The following is a 17,397-nucleotide window of genomic DNA, read 5'->3' on the forward strand; positions in this document are numbered from 1 at the left end:
TTCGAGCTGTGGATAATTCGCGAGACGGTGCGAAGTATCAGGCAGTAAATCCGCCGTTTCCACTACGCTATACTACTACGCCTTTTCCGCGAGGCGATCAATCGTCCAGAGGGCGTGATGCGAAAGCGATCCGCCATCCGGTGATGGCGCCGGGAGGCGGCCGATGATCGGCTATGCTTCCCGCACTGGCACACGCCGCAATCTCGATGCTCTGCGGCGCGCGGGCTGGCGGCTGATGGTCTCCGCAAAGGGACCGTTGCGCCCGGAACGCTTCCGCTACGCGCTCGACAATGGCGCATGGACGGCTTTTCAGCGGGGCGAGCCGTTCGACGTGCCCGCGTTCGAGAAGGCGGTTGCTCTGCTCGGGTCGGGGGCCGACTGGATCGTGCTGCCCGACATCGTGGCGGGCGGCCTCGCTTCGCTGCGCTTCTCGCTCGACTGGCTGGACGCGCTGCGCAACCGGCCCGAGCTGCGCGACGCGCAATATCTGCTCGCCGTCCAGAACGGCATGGAGCCGCCGCACGTCGCGGCGGTGGTCGGCCCGGAGATCGGTATCTTCGTCGGCGGCGATACGCCGTGGAAACTGGCGACGATGGCGACATGGGCGCGGCTCGCGCATGAGCGTGGCGCCATCTGCCATGTCGGCCGCGTCAACACCGCGCGGCGCATCCGCCTTTGCGCGGCAGCAGGGGCCGACAGCTTCGATGGCTCGGGCGTCTCGCGCTTCGCCTCCGCTTTGCCGCCGCTCGATCTCGCCCGGCGGCAGCCGGACATCGAAGCCTGGCTTGCGGGGCAGCGGCCATGATCGCCGTCCAGCACTTCGGCAGCATCTCGGGCGGCAAGGACAGCCAAGCCGTTCTCTGCAAGATGGTCGAGCGGATCGAGCGCAAGGGGCTGGCCGCGTTCGGCAACAACGCCCCGCGCTTCCTCTGTGCCGACAACGGCCATGAGAACCCGATCACGCTCGATCATATCGCCTATCTCGACGAGGCTGCGGCAGCGCACCGGCCTGCACATCGAGATCGTGTCGGCCAACGATGTGCCCGGCCTCACCGACGCGGCGGCCTTCGCCCGTAAGCGCGGGATTCTTCGTGAGGAATGGTCGAACGAAAGCGGCGGACGCGCCATAGAGGCGCGTGCAACCAGCGCCGGGACGCATGGCAGGCAGGCACGATCACCAGGGCCGAGTGGATGGCCGGGTGCGATTGTCCCGTCCTGGTCTCGCCACCTGTCCCCGATCACCTGATCGAGCGGGCGCTCGGGCTGCTGCATCCCACCGGCATCCCGTTCCTCGACATGGCGATGCTGCACGGCCGGTTTCCCGGCACGAAGACGCGCTTCTGCACCGACGAGACCAAGCTGATCCCGATGATGCACCGCAAGCGCCCGCTGCTCGACGCGGGCGTGCCGGTGATCGACTGGATCGGCGAACGGGCCGACGAGAGCCCGGCGCGGGCGAAGAAACCGCCCATCCAGTCGAAGCGGTATCCGGTCGGGGCGCGCCAAGTGCTCTACCGGCCCATCTTCCGCTGGTCGGCCGCTGACACCTTCGCCATCTCCGAGCGCCACGGCCTGCGCCACAACCCGCTTTACACGATGGGCATGAGCCGGGTCGGCTGCTCGACCTGCATCATGGTCAAAAAGCGCGAATTGCGCGCCTGGTCCATGCGCTTCCCGGCCGAGGTAGACCGCGTGCGCGAGTGGGAGCAGCTGGTCAGCCTCGTGTCCCGCCGCAGCGCCGTCGCCGGCACGCCGGCATCGCTGCTGCCCGCGCCGACCGTCCCGGGCGATCCCGCCGATCATGGCCGGGCGACCATCGACAGGGCGATCGCGTGGTCGCGCACAAGCCGGGGCGGGCGCAACTACGACCTGTTCATCGACCAGGAGCAGCGCGAGGCCGATGAGCACGGCCTGCGCTGCGACAGCGAATACGGGCTGTGCGAATGATGCGCGCGCTCGACCTGTTCAGCGCAGCGGCGGGCGGCTGGTCGCTTGGCCTGCATCGCGCCGGCTTCATTACCGTCGCCGCCTGCGAGATCGTCGAGTGGCGCCGCATCCTCTACGCGGAGAACAATCCCCATGTCAGACTCTACGATGACGTGCGCGCCCTCACGGCAGCTCGACTTGTTTCCGACCTCGGATTCCTACCCGACATCATCGTCGGATCGCCGCCGTGCCAGGACATCTCCAGCGCCAACACCAAAGGCAGGGGAATCGAAGGCGAACGGTCGGGCCTCTACCTCGAAGCCGTCCGCCTGGTCGGAGATTGCCGGCCTCGCTGGTTCGCTTTTGAGAACAGCGCTAATCTCAGAACTCGCGGCGCTGACCGGCTGCTCCTTCTCCTGGAAACGCTCGGCTACGCCTGCGAACCGTGCGTGGTGGCTGCTGAAAATGTCGGCGCCAACCATGTCCGCAAGCGATCATGGCTCATCGGCTACGACCCCGGCCAGCTTGCCGACGCCGCGCACCAGCGACGCGGCACACGGCCCGGAGATGTGCAAGGTGCGCGGAGAGAAGCGGACTGGCATGAACCTGCCGACGATGATGCACCCCGCTGCATTGAACAGGCTGCCGACCCCGCTGGCGACGGACGGGATGACGGACGGCGCGGGCGGCGGAGCGGGATCAACATATCCGCTGCGGATGATTCTGGCGACGCCGCGCAAGTCGGATGCGGAACGCGGCGGCCGGGGATGTGCTCAGCCAGTTGCAGGGCCATGCCAGCCGCCATGCGGGCATGATGCCGACGCCCGTCAAACCGAACGGCGGCCGGAGATTGAGCGCGCAGGAGATCGAGACGGGACGCCGGGCGAATGGCGCGAAGGCGCAGATCGACACGCCGAACCTGCTGCGCCATGCCGCGGAACTCCTGCCGACTCCCACGAAGCGGGACAGCCGGATGGACAGCTGGAGTCCGGCCTACGACCGCAGGAAATCCCCGACGATGGACGCGGTGATGGACGGGGCTATGACCGATCGCGCGCCGGACAAATGGGCGGGCGCTCGCGCGCTGGCGGCGATGCTGCGGAGCCGTGGGCTGACTGGAACGGCGGCCTTGCCCGTCACTTACGGCTGGATGATGGGCTTTCCGCCTGGGTGGCTGGCACGCGCGTTGCGGTCGGCGGTCCACGCGGGACGGCTGCTGCCAGCCTGATCGTCGAGGCGTTCGGCGACGCCGTTCTCCCGCAAATCCCGAAGCCATCGGCCGCGCGATCCTGCGCACCGAAGCCGCGCTCGATCTCGTGCTCGGCCGCGCATCCTCGACAGCGCCGGAGACGAACGATGAGCGACCCCGCGCGTCCACAGCATATCGATTTCAGCGGGTTTGAAGCCGCGCTGCGCCGGCAGGCGGCGGAACGGGAAGCACCTCACCGCAGCCCGCCCATACCGTCCGCAATCGCAGCCGCCTCCCGGCTGACCGAAGTCGAACTCACCTGGATCGAGAAGAAGCTGGAGCACTGGATACGCTTCGGCCGTATCGCCCACGACCGCATCCTCACGCGCCGAACGCGCGTGGTGAGCTTTCGGCCCGGCGCGATATTCACCTTCGTCCGCTGGTCCGCCAACGACTATGGCACGATCACCTCGCGCATCGACGTCTTGCGGGCGGTGGATGCCGGCGAACCATACACCACGCTGCCCTTCGTGCGGCCGGGCGGCGACATCCTCCTGCATATCGAGAGCTGGCCGAAGGTGAGCCAGGTGCTCGCCGCGATCGACGCGGTGGAAGCGGCGGGTGTCGATCCCTGCGATGCCGCGTCCGACCACTGGCGCCACGTTCACAACCGCATCGCCGCGGGCCATGAGCCGCGTCCCTACACGATGGAGCGCCATCGCGCCTGGCTCAAGCGCCGGGAGATCGAAGGATGACGCGCCGCCGTTATGTCATGGCGACGGCCATCGCCGCATTCGCCTTCGCCGCGGCGTTCGTCATCACCGCAGCCGTCGATCCGCTTCCGCGCGTGATCTGGAACGCCAGCGCCAGCGCGCCGATCGGCCTTTACCGCGTCCATCCCGACCGCGATCCGCCCACCGGGGCGCTGGTCGCCATCACGCCGCCAGAGCGGCTCTCCCGCTGGCTTTCGGCGCGAGGTTACCTGCCCGAGGGCGTGCCGCTCCTGAAACATGTCTCGGCGAAAACGGGGCAGCGCGTGTGCCGCATCGGCGCCGTGGTGCGCGTCGATGGCCGGCGCGTCGCTATGGCCCGCGCGCGTGACGGTCGGGGCCGCCCGCTGCCGGTCTGGCAGGGGTGCCGGACGCTCGGCCCCGGCGAGATATTCCTGCTCAACCCATCCGTCCCGGACAGTCTCGACGGCCGCTATTTCGGCCCGCTTCCGGCTTCCACCGTCATCGGACGCGCGACGCCGCTGCATCTGCGCGCGCCGTCCCCGTCGCTTTCAACCCCCAGTGAAAAGGAGATCGGCCATGCCGACGAATATCTTTGAACCCACCGCTAGCGGCTATGCTGGACGTGCCCGTTATTTCGGCATCAACGAGCAGATCGTGCTGGTCGCGATCGATCCGGGCGATGCCGAAAACGCGCCCGACTACCGTGTCCACCTCGACGACGAGGACGGCCCCGAGGTCGGCGGCGCGTGGAAACGGGTCGGTGAACGCGCGGGCGATTACATCGCGCTGGAGATCGACAGCCCGCTTTTCGGCTCGCCGTTCCGGCCGGTGCTGTTCCGCGCCGATGACGAGGGTCGGACGTTCCGGCTGTCGTGGAATCGCCCCGGCCTCGCGACGACCGGAACTGATCCGTGCCTTTCCCGGTCATCCCTCTGTTCGCGGAAAGATCGCATCATCCCTCCGTCCCGCTCGGTCGCAGGCCGGCCGGCGCGCGCAGCGAAGGTCAAGGGCGGCCCCCGGCCGGCGCATCGCGCGCACCCTTTACCGGAGCGAGCACGCTGGCAGGCTGGCGGCGGAGCGGGGCGGATCGGTCGTCCTGCTCGCGGTTCTGCTGCTGTCGTCCGGTATCGGGCCGGACGCGGCGCGGGCACAGGACGCGCCGGCCGAACGCACGGCAACCAGCCATCCCTGGGCCGTTCAAGTCGCAGACGCCGCGCGGCGCTTCGGCATCCCCGAGGCATGGATTTGGGCGGTGATGCGCGTCGAGAGCAACGGCGATTCCCGTGCGGTATCCTCGGCTGGCGCGATGGGCCTGATGCAGATCATGCCCGGCACATGGGCGAACCTGCGCATTCGTCACGGGCTGGGGCGCGATCCCTACAATGTGCGCGACAATATTATGGCGGGCGCGGCCTATCTGCGCGCGATGCACGACCGCTACGGCAACGCGACGGCGATGCTGGCGGCCTACAATGCCGGGCCGGGCCGCTACGACGAATACCTCTCGCGCGGCCGCCCGCTGCCCGCCGAGACACGCGCCTATCTTGCAAAGCTGGCGGCCATCACCGGCAGCGCGGGCGACAGCCAGCTTGCCGCCGCGCCGCCGTCCGATCGCTTCGCCTGGCGCCGGGCCGCATTGTTCGCTGCGCGGCCGAACGACGATCCGGCCGCACTGGAAACGTCACCCGGAAAACACGCGGACGACATGCGCGCGGCGGTAGAACCGGCCGCGAACAGTCTGTTCGTCGCGCTGTCAGGGCGGAGGCAGCCGTGAAGATCGCCTACGCCGATCCGCCTTATATCGGCTGCGCGCATCTCTATCGCAATCATCCCGACTATGCGGGCGAGGTCGATCATGCGGCGCTGATCGAGCGGCTCCAGCGCGACTATGACGGCTGGATATTGCACGCCGCAGCGACGCCGGAATCGGTCGCCGTTCTCGCGCCGCTGATCCGCGAAACCGGCGCGCGGTGGATGGCGTGGGTCAAGGGCTTTGCCGCCTTCAAGCGCAACGTGCCGGTCGCCTGGGCGTGGGAACCCGTCATCGTGAAGCCCGCGCGCAAACCCGTGGTCAGCAAGCGCCTGGTCATGCGCGACTGGATCGAATGCCCGATCACGCTGCGCCGCGGCCTCACCGGCGCGAAGCCCGAAGCGGTCTGTCATTGGGCGTTCGAGACGGTCGCCGCGCGTCCCGAAGATGCGCTCGACGACCTGTTTCCCGGCACCGGAGCCGTCGCCGAAGCTTGGCGGACCTGGCGCCTCAAGTTCGCGCTGCCGGGCGATCCCGTTGCAGCATCGCCGCGGCCCGGCAGCGCGCCGTCCGCAAGCCGGCGGCAGGCCGGCGCACCATGACCGCCCCCGTTTTCAGATTGCCCGGTTGGAAGGTGGAAGTGCCTGGAAGGGCAGGAAAAAGCCGAAGGAAGGGACGGCAAGATAGAAAGCGCACCCCAAATTCGCTGAAAGCCTTTGTCTTTCAACGATTTGGCGCGGGTGCGTCGGTCGGCGAGCGTGCCGCTCGGAAGAAAAAAGCAAGTCATTTCAAAGCGCCGAATGGCACCACAGGCCATTTTCGGCGGAAAGCAGCCCGGCCGTGAGCGAGGACGAGGATTTCCGCGTCCGGCCGGGCAAGGTCAGGAACAGGAGCCGGCCAGGGCCGCAAGGCGCAAGGATTTGTCGTCCAGGTGCTCCGCGTCGCCGCGCGCAGCGGCGGAGGCCGGCGAACGGGCGGCTGGGGCGGATCGCGGCGCGTCGGGCAATCGAACTTCGGCCGGGGCCGCACGTCCTTCGCGCGCAGCCGGCTGTTCGGATCGGGCCGGCGCGTGCTGGTCAAGATCGTGCCCCTCACCCGCTTCCACCGGAACGGGCGGCCGAGGGCGCCGCTCTCCGCGCACATCGCCTATCTCAAGCGCGAGGGCGTCACCCGTGACGGATCGCCCGCGCGGATGTTCGACGCCAATGGCGACGGCGCCGACGACCGCGCCTTCGCCGATCGCTGCAAGGACGACCGGCATCATTTCAGGATCATCGTCTCGCCCGAGGATGCGGCGGACCTCACCGACCTGCGCGAATATACCCGCGATCTCGTTCGCCAGATGGAAGCCGATCTCGGACGCGTCTCGAATGGATCGCGGTCGATCACTGGAACACCGACAATCCCCACGTCCATCTGCTCGTGCGCGGCGTCGATGACCAGGGGGCCGACCTCGTTATCAACCGGGAGTATATCAGCCACAATCTGCGCTCGCGCGCCGAGGAACTGGCCTATGCCGAACTCGGCCCCAAGCCCGAGCATGAAATCCAGCGCGCGCTCGAACGCGAGGTGACGGCCGAACGCTGGACCAGGCTCGACGCTGAGATCGATCGCACGGCGGACGCACTCGGCGTCATCGACTTGCGCCCCCAGCAGCCCGGACCCGACGATCCCCAGGTCCGCCGCCTGATGATCGGCCGCTTGCAGCATCTGGAGACGATGGGGCTCGCAGCCGAGGCCACGCCCGGTCAGTGGGCACTGGCGGCGGATGCGCAAGCCAGGTTGCGCGAGCTGGGCACGCGCGGCGACATCATCCGCACGATCGGCAAGGCGCTGAACGATCGCGGCCTGCAGCGCCCGCTCGACAGCTACGAGATCGTCAGCGCCGCGCCGCAAAAGCCCATCGTCGGCCGGTTGATCGACAAGGGGCTGCACGACGAGCTGCATGGCTCGGCCTATGCCGTGATCGACGGCATCGACGGGCGCACCCACCATGTCCGGCTTCCGGGCATCGAGGCGCTGGAGCGCAGCCCGGATATCGGCGGCATCGTCGAGCTGCGCGCTATCGGCCGGCCGGGCGATCCGAAGCCGACGATGTTCCTGGCGACGCGATCCGATCTCGACCTCGCCGCCCAGGTGAACGCGACAGGCGCGACCTGGCTTGATCATCGTCTCATCGAGCGCCGCCGTGCGGTGACGGCCGCCGGGTTCGGATCGGAGGTGCAGCAGGCGCTCGACCAGCGCACCGATCATCTCGTGCGCGAAGGACTGGCCCGCCGCTTCGGCAACCGCGTGGTTCTGCAAGGCAACCTGATCGACACGCTTCGCCGCCGCGAGCTGGACGCGACAGGTGCCGAAATCGCGGGCCGGACGGGACTCGCCTACCGCCCCCACCAGTCCCGGCGACAAGGTCGCCGGGACATGCCGCCAGCGCCTCGCGCTCGCCTCGGGCCGCTTCGCGATGATCGACGACGGGTTGGGCTTCCGGCTCGTGCCTTGGTCGAACGACCTCGAACGCCAGCTGGGCCGGCAGATCGCAGGCGTCGCCCGCGACGGCGGCGGCATCGGCTGGTCGCTGGGCCGCAAGCGCGGCCTCGGCATCTGAACAAGGAGATAAACCATGCCCGCTACCAAAATCCTCTGGGGCCAGATCATCGCCGTCTTCCTGATCGTGCTCGCCGCGATCTGGAGCGCCACGCAATGGACGGCGGCGGCGCTGGCATATCAGCCCGAGCTTGGCGAACCCTGGTTCATGGCGCTCGGCTGGCCGGTCTATCCGCCTTACGCCTTTTTCTGGTGGTGGTTCAGCTTCGATGCCTATGCGCCCGGCATTTTCCAGACCGGCGCCTATATCGCCGCGTCGGGCGGGTTCGTGGCGGTCGCGGTCGCCATCGCCATGTCGGTGTGGCGTGCGCGCGAGGCGAAGAACGCGGAAACCTATGGCTCGGCGCGCTGGGCGACCGAGGACGAGGTGCGCGCGGCCGGACTGCTCGGCGACGACGGCGTGGTGATCGGCAAGCTGGGCCGCGCCTATCTGCGCCATGACGGTCCCGAGCATGTGCTGTGCTACGCGCCGACCCGCAGCGGCAAGGGCGTGGGGCTGGTGGTGCCCTCGCTCCTGACCTGGCCGGCGTCGGCGATCGTCCATGACATCAAAGGCGAGAACTGGACGCTGACCGCTGGCTTCCGCGCGCAGCATGGCCGCGTCCTGCTGTTCGACCCGACCAACGCGGCGTCGGACGCCTACAACCCGCTGCTGGAGGTGCGGCGCGGCCAGTGGGAAGTCCGCGACGTGCAGAACGTGGCCGATGTGCTGGTCGACCCGGAAGGCTCGTTGGAGAAACGCAACCACTGGGAAAAGACCAGCCATGCGCTGCTGGTCGGCGCGATCCTGCATGTGCTCTACGCCGAGCCCGACAAGACGCTTGCCGGCGTCGCGGCCTTCCTGTCCGATCCGGCGCGCACGATCGAACAGACGCTGGCCGCGATGATGGCGACACCGCATCTCGGCGAAGCCGGGTGCATCCGGTGGTTGCTTCGGCCGCGCGCGAGCTGCTCAACAAGAGCGACAACGAACGCTCGGGCGTGCTCAGCACCGCCATGTCGTTTCTAGGGCTTTACCGCGATCCCGTCGTCGCCCAGGTCACGCGCGCCTGCCACTGGCGCGTCATGGATCTGGTCGCGGGCGAACTGCCAACAACGCTCTACCTCGTCATTCCGCCCAGCGACATCTCGCGGACCAAACCGCTCATCCGCCTGATGCTCAACCAGATCGGGCGGCGGCTGACGGAGGAACTGAACCAGGGCAACCGGCATCGCCTGCTGCTGATGCTCGACGAGTTTCCCGCACTCGGGAGATTGGATTTTTTCGAGAGCGCGCTGGCGTTCATGGCCGGCTATGGCCTGAAATCCTTTCTGATCGCGCAGTCGCTCAACCAGATCGAGAAAGCCTACGGACAGGACAATGCGATTCTCGACAACTGCCACGTCCGGGTGAGCTTCGCGACCAACAACGAGAAAACGGGGGAGCGCGTGTCGAAGGCGCTCGGCACCAAGACCGAGATGCGGGCGATGAAGAATTATGCCGGGCACAGGCTCTCGCCCTGGCTCGGGCATCTGATGGTCTCGCGCTCCGAAACCGCCCGGCAGCTTCTGACGCAGGGCGAAGTCATGCAGCTGCCGCCCGACGAGGAAATCGTCATGGTGTCGGGCGTCCAGCCGATCCGCGCGAAAAAGGCGGCCTATTATGCCGATCCCCGTCTCGCCGCGCGGATCATGCCGCCGCCCGATCCGGCCGCATCGCCACCGCGGGAGGTCCGTCCCACGACTGGACGGGGCTCGCCGCCACGGCCGATCCCGCCGAGATCGCGGCGATCATCCGGCGCCAGGAGGATGCCGCCAACAGCAGGCTGCGCCGCGAGCCCGAGCTTCCCGATCATGTCGCCATCGTGAAGGAGACGGCGCCCGCACCGCCCGCGCAGGAATTTTCCATCGTCGAGGACGAGCCCGAGGACGCCGCGCGCCAGGCCGCGGCGCGGCGCCGGATGCAAGGCATCGCACGGCAGGCGTCGCTCGATCCCGACGACGGCATCGAAATGTAGGAGGCTCCCATGCGCGTCCGTCTCAACGTCTATTTTCCGCCCGAACTGGCCCGCCAGGTGAGCGAGCTGGCGATCCGCCGCCGCATCTCGCGCTCGGCTATCGTGGAAGCGGCCGTTACGTCCTGGATGTCGCCGGACGGCGCCGACCGGATGGAGGCCGCGTTCGCGCGGCGGCTCGACCGTCTCTCGCGCCAGGTTCAGCGGCTCGAACGCAACACCGGCCTCACCACCGAGGCGCTGGCGCTGTTCGTGCGTTTCTGGCTGGCGGTCACGCCACCGCTGCCCGACGAGGATCAGGCGGCGGCCCAGGTCAAGGGGCGCAAGCGCTATGAGGGTTTTGTCGAGACGCTCGGCCGGCGCTACGCCAGCGGCAAGAGCCTGCTCGATGAGATACCGGAGGATATTGCAGGTCGTGACGGCGGCTCAGCCGACACATGACAGTGTGCGAACCAATCGGGGCCGGCCATGCGCGACTCGGCCAGCTATGTTCGCGAAAATAGCGCGGGCGGAGAGCGGCGCCGAAAGTGTCCGACCGCAACGCGCACTTATCTACCGCCGTCACTACTACGCCCTGACATAGTTGTTGCCCCGCGCGATTTCCTGTCTCTCTTGATGTGCCCCTGACGCCGGGCGGCGGTTCGCCCGGCCCAATTCAGGGGCCGTTCCTTGTCCGTCCAGTCGATCCGATCCGAAGCGAACATGCGCGGCGCGCGGATGCTGCGCACGGCGCTGGGGCCGTCGATCGCGGCCTGGCTCGACGATGCCGCCGTGATCGAGGTGATGCTGAACCCGGACGGCCGGCTGTGGGTCGACCGGCTGGGCGAAGGCATCGGCGACACCGGCATGATGCTCGGCGCGGCGGATGGCGAGCGCATCGTGCGCCTGGTCGCGCACCATGTCGGCGTCGAGGTCCATGCCCGGTCCCCGCGCGTCTCGGCCGAACTACCCGAAGGAGGGGAGCGGTTCGAGGGGCTGCTGCCGCCTGTCGTCGCCGCCCCGGCCTTCGCGATCCGCAAGCCGGCCGTCGCGGTGTTCACGCTGGGCGACTATGCCGCGGCCGGCATCATGTCGTCCGCCCAGGCGGACACGCTCCGGCAGGCTGTTTCGGCCCGCGCCAACATCCTCGTGGCGGGCGGCACCGGCAGCGGCAAGACCACGCTGGTCAACGCGCTCCTGGCCGAGGTCGCAAAGACGACTGATCGCATCGTCCTGATCGAGGACACGCGCGAGCTTCAGTGCGCCGCGCCGAACCTTGTCGCCATGCGGACCAAGGATGGCGTCGTCTCGCTGTCCGATCTCGTGCGGTCCAGCCTGCGCCTGCGTCCCGACCGTATCCCCATCGGCGAGGTGCGCGGCGCGGAGGCCCTCGACCTCCTCAAGGCCTGGGGCACCGGGCACCCCGGCGGCATCGGCACCATCCACGCCGGGACCGCGATCGGCGCGCTGCGCCGCATGGAGCAACTCATCCAGGAGGCCGTCGTCACGGTCCCCGCGCGCTGCTGGCCGAGACCATCGACCTTATCGCCGTGCTGGTCCGCGACGGGCACGGCCGCCGTCTCGCCGAACTGGCCCGCGTCGAAGGGCTCGACGCCGCGACCGGCGACTACCGCCTCACGCCGCTCATCACCCCCCAGACCGGAGACCTGCCATGACCAACGACGCCAAGCCCATCAGGACCATGAAGGCCGCCTGCTCGGCGGCACCATGCTCGACCGCCTCGGCCATATCGGCATCACCGCCGCTGGCCTGCTCTACGCGATGCCCGCCCATGCGGGCGGATCGTCGATGCCGTGGGAAGCGCCGCTGCAAAGCATCCTCGAATCGATCGAGGGGCCGGTTGCCAAGATCATCGCGGTGATGATCATCATCGTGACCGGCCTGACCCTGGCCTTCGGCGATACGTCGGGCGGGGCGCGGCGAATGATCCAGATCGTGTTCGGCCTCAGTATCGCGTTCGCGGCCAGCTCCTTCTTTTTGAGCTTCTTCTCGTTCGGCGGCGGGGCGCTGATCGCATGACGGGCGCGGCCGATCACGGCGAGCCCATCGCGGGCTATTTCGCGCCGGTCCATCGGGCGCTGACCGAGCCGATATTGCTCGGTGGCGCCCCGCGTTCGCTCGCCATCGTCAATGGGACGTTGGCGGGCGCGATCGGCCTGGGCCTGCGCCTCTGGATCGCGGGCCTCGCCCTCTGGGCCATCGGTCACGCGCTCTCGGTCTGGGCGGCGCGGCGCGACCCGCAATTCGTGGACGTGGCCCGCCGCCACCTCCGCTATCCGACGTGGATGCGGCCATGATGAGCCTGCGCGAATACAGGAACCACGCCGCGCATCTGGCCGACTTCCTGCCCTGGGCCGCGTTGGTCGGCGAGGGCGTCGTTCTGAATAAGGACGGGAGTTTCCAGAGGACGGCGAAGTTTCGCGGCCCCGATCTTGACAGCGCGACGCCGGCCGAGCTGGTCGCCACCACCGCGCGGCTCAACAATGCGCTGCGCCGGCTGGGCTCGGGCTGGGCGATCTTCGTCGAGGCGCAGCGCACGCCCGCGCTCGACTACCCGGAATCCGATTTCCCCGATCCCGTCTCGGCGCTGGTCGACATGGAACGCCGGGAGCAGTTCCGCGAGGAAGGCGCGCATTTCGAGAGCGGCTATTATCTGACGCTGCTCTGGATGCCCCCGGCCGAGGACGCCGCCCGCGCCGAAACCTGGCTCTATGAAGGCCGTTCCGGCACGGGCGTCGATCCGTGGGAGTTGCTCAAGGGCTTCACCGACCGCGGCGATCGCGTTCTCAATCTGGTCGAGGGCTTCGTGCCCGAGGTCCGCTGGCTCGATGACGCCGAGACGCTGACCTGGCTGCACAGCACGATCTCGACCCGTCGCCAGCGCGTGCGCGTGCCCGAGACGCCGATGCACCTCGATGCGCTGCTCGCCGACGAGCCGCTGACCGGCGGGCTCGAACCCCGTCTGGGCGACCATCATCTCCGCACGCTCACCATCACCGGATTCCCCAGCGTCACCTTTCCCGGCCTGCTCGACGAGCTGAACCGGCTCGCTTTCGAGTATCGCTGGTCGACGCGGGCGATCATGCTGGACAAGACCGATGCGACGAAGCTGCTGACCCGCATCCGCCGCCAGTGGTTCGCCAAGCGCAAGAGCGTCGCGGCGATCCTCAAGGAAGTCATGACCAACGAGGCATCGACGCTGCTCGACAGCGACGCCTCCAACAAAGCCCTGGACGCCGACACCGCCCTGCAGGAGCTGGGCGCCGACTATGCCGGCATGGCCTGCGTCACCGCCACGGTGACGGTGTGGGATCGCGATCCCGCGATTGCCGCCGAGAAGCTGCGGCTGGCCGAGAAGATCATCCAGGGCCGCGACTTCACGGTGATCCCCGAGGGGATGAACGCCATAGAAGCGTGGCTCGGCTCACTTCCGGGCCACACCTACGCCAACGTCCGCCAGCCCCCGGTCTCCACCCTCAATCTCGCCCACCTGATCCCCCTGTCAGCGGTATGGGCGGGGCCGGAACGGACGAGCATTTCGGACAGCCCCCTTTGCTCTACGCGAGGACCGAAGGCTCGACCCGTTCCGGTTTTCCCTCCACGTCGGCGATGTCGGCCACACCCTGATCGTCGGGCCGACCGGCTCGGGCAAGTCGGTGCTGCTCGCGCTGATGGCGATGCAGTTCCGCCGCTATGCGGGGCGCAGGTCTTCGCGTTCGACTTTGGCGGCAGCATCCGCGCCGCCGCGCTCGGCATGGGCGGCGACTGGCAGGATTTGGGCGGAATGCTCGCCGACGAGGCCGGCGATGGTGTCCAGCTTCAGCCGCTCGCCCGGATCGACGATCCGGCCGAGCGCGCCTGGGCCGCCGAATGGCTGGCCGCGATCCTCGCCAGCGAGAACGTCACCGTCGATCCGCAGGCGAAGGACCATCTCTGGTCGGCGCTGACCTCGCTCGCCACCGCGCCGGTCGCGGAACGCACCCTGACCGGGCTCGCCGTTCTCCTCCAGAGCCAGCAGCTCAAGCAGGCATTGGCGCCGTGGTGCGTGGGTGGCGCCTGGGGCCGACTGCTCGACGCCGAGAGCGAACGGCTCGGCGACGCGGCGATCCAGGCGTTCGAGACCGAAGGATTGATGGAAAGCGGCGCGGCGCCGGCCGTGCTCTCTTATCTGTTCCACCGCGTCGCCGGCCGGCTCGACGGCAGCCCCACGCTCGTCATCATCGACGAAGGCTGGCTGGCGCTGGGATCGCCGGCCTTCGCCAAACAGCTATCGGAATGGCTGGTGACGCTGCGCAAGAAGAATGCGAGCGTCATCTTCGCCACCCAGTCGCTCGCCCAGATCGAGGGCAGCCCGATCGCGCCCGCCATCGTCGAGAGCTGCCCGACGCGCATCCTCCTGCCCAACGAGCGCGCGGCCGAGCCGCAGATCGCGGTGATCTACGAGCGGTTCGGGCTCAACGCGCGGCAGATCGAAATCCTCAGCCGGGCGACGCCCAAGCGCGATTATTACTGCCAGTCGCGGCGCGGCAACCGCCTGTTCGAGCTGGGGCTGGGTGAGGTCGCGCTGGCCTTCGCCGCCTCCTCCTCCAAGACAGACCAGCTCGCCATCGCCGGGATCATCGAAACCCACGGCGTAGACGCCTTTGCCGCCGAATGGCTGCGGCATCGCGGCTGCGCCTGGGCCGTCGAGCTTCTTCCTGAAGCCCATCGCCACCCCCACCAGGAGTTGCCCCTATGAAGTCCACCATCCTGCGCCGCGCCCTTACGGCCGGCGTTCTCGCCACGTCGAGCATCATCGGCATCACCGCGTCCGCACCAGCGCACGCGCAGTTCGGCGGGATTGTCTATGATCCCACCAACTACGCGCAGAACGTGCTGACCGCCGCCCGGTCGCTGCAACAGATCAACAACCAGATTCAGCAAATCCAGCAGCAGGCGACCAGCCTCATCAACGAGGCGCGCAATCTCGCTTCGCTGCCGCTCTCGACGGTCGACACGCTCCAGCAGCAGGTCCGGCAGACGCAGCAGCTGCTCGGACAGGCCCAGCGCATCGCCTACGATGTTCGGAACATCCAGCAGGCGTTCGAGGGCCGCTACAAGGGAACCGCGCTCACCGGCACCAACGCGCAGATGATCGCCAACGCCAATGCGCGCTGGGAGGACAGCGTCGGCGCGTTCCAGGACGCCTTGCAGGTGCAGGCGGGCGTGGTCGGCAATATCGACGACGCCCGCACCACGATGAACAGCCTGGTCACGGCCAGCCAGTCCGCGACCGGCGCGCTCCAGGCGGCGCAGGCGGGCAACCAGCTTCTCGCCCTGCAATCGCAGCAGCTCGCCGACCTCACCGCCGCCGTCGCCGCGCAAGGCCGGGCGCAGTCGCTCGACGCCGCGCGACAGGCCGCGATCGAGGCGGAAGGGCGCGAACGCTTCCGCCGCTTCTTCGGCCGCAACTGACGGGGAGCCCTGCCAATGTCCCGCAACGCCAAGATCGCCGGTGTCGCAGCGCTCGGCGGCATCATGCTGGCCGTCGCGCTTGCTGGCTTGCGTGAACCGAACGACCCGCCCCTCGGCGCGGTCCTTCCTACCATTGAGCAGGGAGAGCAACAGAAGCGGCTGACGCGCGAACTGGAGCGTTGCGCTTCGCTCACCATGCCGGATTCCGGGTGCGAGCAGGCATGGGCGGCGAACCGCCGCCGCTTCTTCGGAAAGGATAGCGACGCGCCCGCGACGGCCGGGAATGCATCGCTCCCCGCCGCCTACAATAGCGCGGGCAGCGATGGCAGCCGGGCGAACGAGGCTATCCGGCCGGAGCTGCCCGGCAACTTTGTCGCCGATCAGGCCGGGAGCACCGCGCCATGAGCGATACCGGCATCGTCGATACCTTCCTCGACACCTTCTCCACCTACATCGATTCCGGCTTCGGCCTGCTTGGCGGCGAGGTCGGCTTCCTATCGTCGACGCTGATCGCGATCGACGTGACCATCGCCGGGCTATTCTGGGCCTGGGGCGCCGACGAGGACGTGATCCAGCGGCTGGTCAGGAAAACCCTCTATATCGGCGCCTTCGCCTTCATCATCGGCAATTTCCAGTCGCTTGCGACGATCGTGTTCGAGAGCTTCGCCGGGCTGGGCCTCAAAGCGAGCGGCGGCACGCTGACAATCGGCGAGTTCATGAAGCCGAGCACCATTGCCGCCAAAGGGCTGGATGCGGCGCAGCCGCTGATCGACGCGGCCGAGGCGTTCAGCAGCCTGTGGGCGGTATTCGCGAATCTCGCGATCATCGTCGTGCTGCTGCTGTCCTACCTGATCGTCATCCTCGCCTTCTTCTTCATGGCCGGGCAGGTCTTCGTGACGCTGATCGAGTTCAAGCTGGTGACGCTGGCCGGGTTCGTCCTGCTCCCGTTCGCCTTCTGGAACCGCACCTCGTTCATGGCCGAAAAGGTGCTGGGGCATATCGTCTCCAGCGGGATCAAGGTGCTCGTGCTCGCCGTCATCATCGGGATCGGCACGACCTTGTTCAGCACGTTCACGGTCACGATCGGACCCGAGCCCAACGCGCGGCAGGTTCTGGGAATCGCGCTCGGCGCGCTGTCGCTGCTCGGCCTGTCGATCTTCGGCCCCGGCATCGCCAACGGCATCGTCTCGGGCGGCCCGCAGCTCGGCGCGGGCGCAGCGGCCGGAACCGTGCTGGCGGCAGGCGGCGCGCTGGTCGGTGGCGCAGCCGCCGCGAAGCTGGGCCTGGGCGCTGCCGCCTCGACCATAGGCGCGACCGGCCGGATGACCGGCGCCGCCGCACGAGGCGGCGCGCGCATGGCTGGCGGCGCAGCGGGCGCTTACAGCGTCGGCTCGTTCGGCAGGAGCGGCGCGGGCGCGGTGGCGGGCGGCATGGCCGCTGTCGGACAGAAGGCGGCGAGTGGCGCTGCCAGTGCCGCGTTCTCGCCGCTGCGCCGGATGGCCGGAAAAGCCGGCGCATCCATGAAGGATAACTTCCGCACGGGCGCCCGCGCCGGCCTCGGTGCTGCGCCCGCATCGGGAAGCTCCGCGCCCGCAGCCCCGGCTTCCGCTCAGCCCGCATGGGCCTTGGCCATGAAGAACCGCCAGTCCGCCAGTCACGGCGCGACCGTGCTCGCCCACACGATGAAGGCCGGCGACAGCCACGGCGGCGGCGCCGGTCCCGACGTCAAGGAAAGGGAATGATCCG

At 68.5% G+C, this 17,397-nt stretch carries 17 protein-coding genes and 5 pseudogenes; 21 read left to right on the top strand and 1 reads right to left on the bottom strand.

The genetic code is table 11. The annotated features are described in order from the left end of the window. Window positions 1–163 precede the first annotated feature (163 nt). The 10 genes and pseudogenes from LY284_RS20315 (at window position 164) to LY284_RS20360 (ending at window position 6,201) form a co-directional block, all read left to right on the top strand. Window positions 164–805, top strand: a complete 642-nt coding sequence (locus LY284_RS20315) for a hypothetical protein (RefSeq protein WP_155178388.1) — start codon at window positions 164–166, stop codon at window positions 803–805. Continuing rightward, window positions 802–1,077 carry a hypothetical protein gene (locus LY284_RS20320; protein WP_233387780.1) on the top strand — a complete coding sequence of 92 codons (276 nt, stop codon included), beginning with the start codon at window positions 802–804 and terminating at the stop codon, window positions 1,075–1,077. Before LY284_RS20315 ends, LY284_RS20320 begins: the two co-directional genes overlap by 4 nt. A gap of 21 nt (window positions 1,078–1,098) precedes the next feature. Next, on the top strand, window positions 1,099–1,947 hold the full coding sequence (locus LY284_RS20325; RefSeq protein ID WP_233387781.1) for a phosphoadenosine phosphosulfate reductase family protein: 849 nt from the start codon (window positions 1,099–1,101) through the stop codon (window positions 1,945–1,947). Further along, complete coding sequence (locus tag LY284_RS20330) at window positions 1,944–2,741, top strand: DNA cytosine methyltransferase (protein WP_233387782.1); 798 nt, start codon at window positions 1,944–1,946, stop codon at window positions 2,739–2,741. The genes LY284_RS20325 and LY284_RS20330 overlap by 4 nt, the downstream gene beginning before the upstream one ends. After that, on the top strand, window positions 2,738–3,154 hold the full coding sequence (locus LY284_RS20335; protein ID WP_233387783.1) for a hypothetical protein: 417 nt from the start codon (window positions 2,738–2,740) through the stop codon (window positions 3,152–3,154). Before LY284_RS20330 ends, LY284_RS20335 begins: the two co-directional genes overlap by 4 nt. 128 nt (window positions 3,155–3,282) lie before the next feature. Beyond that, complete coding sequence (locus LY284_RS20340; protein WP_155178395.1) at window positions 3,283–3,870, top strand: DUF2840 domain-containing protein; 588 nt, start codon at window positions 3,283–3,285, stop codon at window positions 3,868–3,870. Further along, entirely contained in the window at window positions 3,867–4,445 is a 579-nt protein-coding gene (locus LY284_RS20345) for a S26 family signal peptidase (RefSeq protein ID WP_155178397.1), read from the top strand. Before LY284_RS20340 ends, LY284_RS20345 begins: the two co-directional genes overlap by 4 nt. Next, window positions 4,426–4,674, top strand: a pseudogene (locus LY284_RS20350) (DUF736 domain-containing protein); the annotation flags it as partial. The gene LY284_RS20345 and the pseudogene LY284_RS20350, both read left to right, overlap by 20 nt. 19 nt (window positions 4,675–4,693) lie before the next feature. Next, complete coding sequence (locus LY284_RS38690) at window positions 4,694–5,623, top strand: lytic transglycosylase domain-containing protein (protein WP_255727860.1); 930 nt, start codon at window positions 4,694–4,696, stop codon at window positions 5,621–5,623. Continuing rightward, window positions 5,620–6,201, top strand: coding sequence for a hypothetical protein (locus LY284_RS20360; protein WP_155178403.1), 582 nt, complete (start codon window positions 5,620–5,622; stop codon window positions 6,199–6,201). Before LY284_RS38690 ends, LY284_RS20360 begins: the two co-directional genes overlap by 4 nt. Window positions 6,202–6,479: 278 nt before the next feature. On the opposite strand, the gene LY284_RS38695 is transcribed toward LY284_RS20360, so the two are convergent. After that, window positions 6,480–6,863: a hypothetical protein gene (locus LY284_RS38695; protein ID WP_255727855.1), complete on the bottom strand. Its 384-nt coding sequence runs from the start codon at window positions 6,861–6,863 to the stop codon at window positions 6,480–6,482. Window positions 6,864–7,318: 455 nt separating this feature from the next. Between LY284_RS38695 and LY284_RS20370 the strand changes: the two are divergent. From LY284_RS20370 to trbL, 11 genes and pseudogenes are all read left to right on the top strand, one after another. Further along, window positions 7,319–7,921, top strand: a pseudogene (locus tag LY284_RS20370) (DUF3363 domain-containing protein); the annotation flags it as partial. Between the two features lie 28 nt (window positions 7,922–7,949). After that, complete coding sequence (locus LY284_RS38700) at window positions 7,950–8,204, top strand: DUF3363 domain-containing protein (RefSeq protein WP_309243203.1); 255 nt, start codon at window positions 7,950–7,952, stop codon at window positions 8,202–8,204. 15 nt (window positions 8,205–8,219) lie between these two features. Continuing rightward, a pseudogene (locus LY284_RS20375) lies at window positions 8,220–10,200 on the top strand (conjugal transfer protein TraG). A gap of 9 nt (window positions 10,201–10,209) precedes the next feature. Continuing rightward, window positions 10,210–10,638 (top strand): CopG family transcriptional regulator, encoded by a 429-nt coding sequence (locus LY284_RS20380; RefSeq protein WP_155178410.1) that lies wholly within the window; start codon window positions 10,210–10,212, stop codon window positions 10,636–10,638. A 276-nt stretch (window positions 10,639–10,914) separates the two neighbouring features. Next, window positions 10,915–11,852 (top strand): annotated as a pseudogene (gene trbB / locus LY284_RS20385) (P-type conjugative transfer ATPase TrbB). A gap of 52 nt (window positions 11,853–11,904) precedes the next feature. Further along, window positions 11,905–12,216 carry a TrbC/VirB2 family protein gene (locus tag LY284_RS20390; RefSeq protein ID WP_031290822.1) on the top strand — a complete coding sequence of 104 codons (312 nt, stop codon included), beginning with the start codon at window positions 11,905–11,907 and terminating at the stop codon, window positions 12,214–12,216. Next, a complete protein-coding gene (locus tag LY284_RS20395) occupies window positions 12,213–12,494 on the top strand; it encodes a VirB3 family type IV secretion system protein (RefSeq protein WP_155178416.1) in 282 nt (93 codons plus the stop codon). The genes LY284_RS20390 and LY284_RS20395 overlap by 4 nt, the downstream gene beginning before the upstream one ends. Next, a pseudogene (trbE, locus tag LY284_RS20400) lies at window positions 12,491–14,935 on the top strand (conjugal transfer protein TrbE). The gene LY284_RS20395 and the pseudogene trbE overlap by 4 nt, the downstream one beginning before the upstream one ends. Continuing rightward, on the top strand, window positions 14,932–15,651 hold the full coding sequence (gene trbJ, locus LY284_RS20405) for a P-type conjugative transfer protein TrbJ (protein ID WP_155178420.1): 720 nt from the start codon (window positions 14,932–14,934) through the stop codon (window positions 15,649–15,651). Before trbE ends, trbJ begins: the two are co-directional and overlap by 4 nt. A gap of 15 nt (window positions 15,652–15,666) precedes the next feature. Continuing rightward, window positions 15,667–16,056 carry a putative entry exclusion protein TrbK-alt gene (gene trbK-alt / locus LY284_RS20410; RefSeq protein WP_155178422.1) on the top strand — a complete coding sequence of 130 codons (390 nt, stop codon included), beginning with the start codon at window positions 15,667–15,669 and terminating at the stop codon, window positions 16,054–16,056. Beyond that, window positions 16,053–17,393 (top strand): P-type conjugative transfer protein TrbL, encoded by a 1,341-nt coding sequence (trbL, locus tag LY284_RS20415; protein WP_155178424.1) that lies wholly within the window; start codon window positions 16,053–16,055, stop codon window positions 17,391–17,393. Before trbK-alt ends, trbL begins: the two co-directional genes overlap by 4 nt. The last annotated feature ends 4 nt before the right edge of the window (window positions 17,394–17,397 follow it).

The organism is Caballeronia sp. PC1, from assembly GCF_021353155.1.
GTDB lineage: Bacteria > Pseudomonadota > Gammaproteobacteria > Burkholderiales > Burkholderiaceae > Caballeronia > Caballeronia cordobensis.

What these genes read in the sequence shown, in the direction of transcription:
- LY284_RS20315 (WP_155178388.1), top strand. Translation starts at nt 164, where the DNA reads ATGATCGGCTATGCTTCCCGCACTGGCACACGCCGCAATCTCGATGCT.
- LY284_RS20320 (WP_233387780.1), top strand. Translation starts at nt 802, where the DNA reads ATGATCGCCGTCCAGCACTTCGGCAGCATCTCGGGCGGCAAGGACAGC.
- LY284_RS20325 (WP_233387781.1), top strand. Translation starts at nt 1,099, where the DNA reads ATGGTCGAACGAAAGCGGCGGACGCGCCATAGAGGCGCGTGCAACCAG.
- LY284_RS20330 (WP_233387782.1), top strand. Translation starts at nt 1,944, where the DNA reads ATGATGCGCGCGCTCGACCTGTTCAGCGCAGCGGCGGGCGGCTGGTCG.
- LY284_RS20335 (WP_233387783.1), top strand. Translation starts at nt 2,738, where the DNA reads ATGATGCCGACGCCCGTCAAACCGAACGGCGGCCGGAGATTGAGCGCG.
- LY284_RS20340 (WP_155178395.1), top strand. Translation starts at nt 3,283, where the DNA reads ATGAGCGACCCCGCGCGTCCACAGCATATCGATTTCAGCGGGTTTGAA.
- LY284_RS20345 (WP_155178397.1), top strand. Translation starts at nt 3,867, where the DNA reads ATGACGCGCCGCCGTTATGTCATGGCGACGGCCATCGCCGCATTCGCC.
- LY284_RS38690 (WP_255727860.1), top strand. Translation starts at nt 4,694, where the DNA reads ATGACGAGGGTCGGACGTTCCGGCTGTCGTGGAATCGCCCCGGCCTCG.
- LY284_RS38695 (WP_255727855.1), bottom strand. Translation starts at nt 6,863, where the DNA reads ATGATGCCGGTCGTCCTTGCAGCGATCGGCGAAGGCGCGGTCGTCGGC.
- LY284_RS20380 (WP_155178410.1), top strand. Translation starts at nt 10,210, where the DNA reads ATGCGCGTCCGTCTCAACGTCTATTTTCCGCCCGAACTGGCCCGCCAG.
- LY284_RS20390 (WP_031290822.1), top strand. Translation starts at nt 11,905, where the DNA reads ATGCTCGACCGCCTCGGCCATATCGGCATCACCGCCGCTGGCCTGCTC.
- LY284_RS20395 (WP_155178416.1), top strand. Translation starts at nt 12,213, where the DNA reads ATGACGGGCGCGGCCGATCACGGCGAGCCCATCGCGGGCTATTTCGCG.
- trbJ (WP_155178420.1), top strand. Translation starts at nt 14,932, where the DNA reads ATGAAGTCCACCATCCTGCGCCGCGCCCTTACGGCCGGCGTTCTCGCC.
- trbK-alt (WP_155178422.1), top strand. Translation starts at nt 15,667, where the DNA reads ATGTCCCGCAACGCCAAGATCGCCGGTGTCGCAGCGCTCGGCGGCATC.
- trbL (WP_155178424.1), top strand. Translation starts at nt 16,053, where the DNA reads ATGAGCGATACCGGCATCGTCGATACCTTCCTCGACACCTTCTCCACC.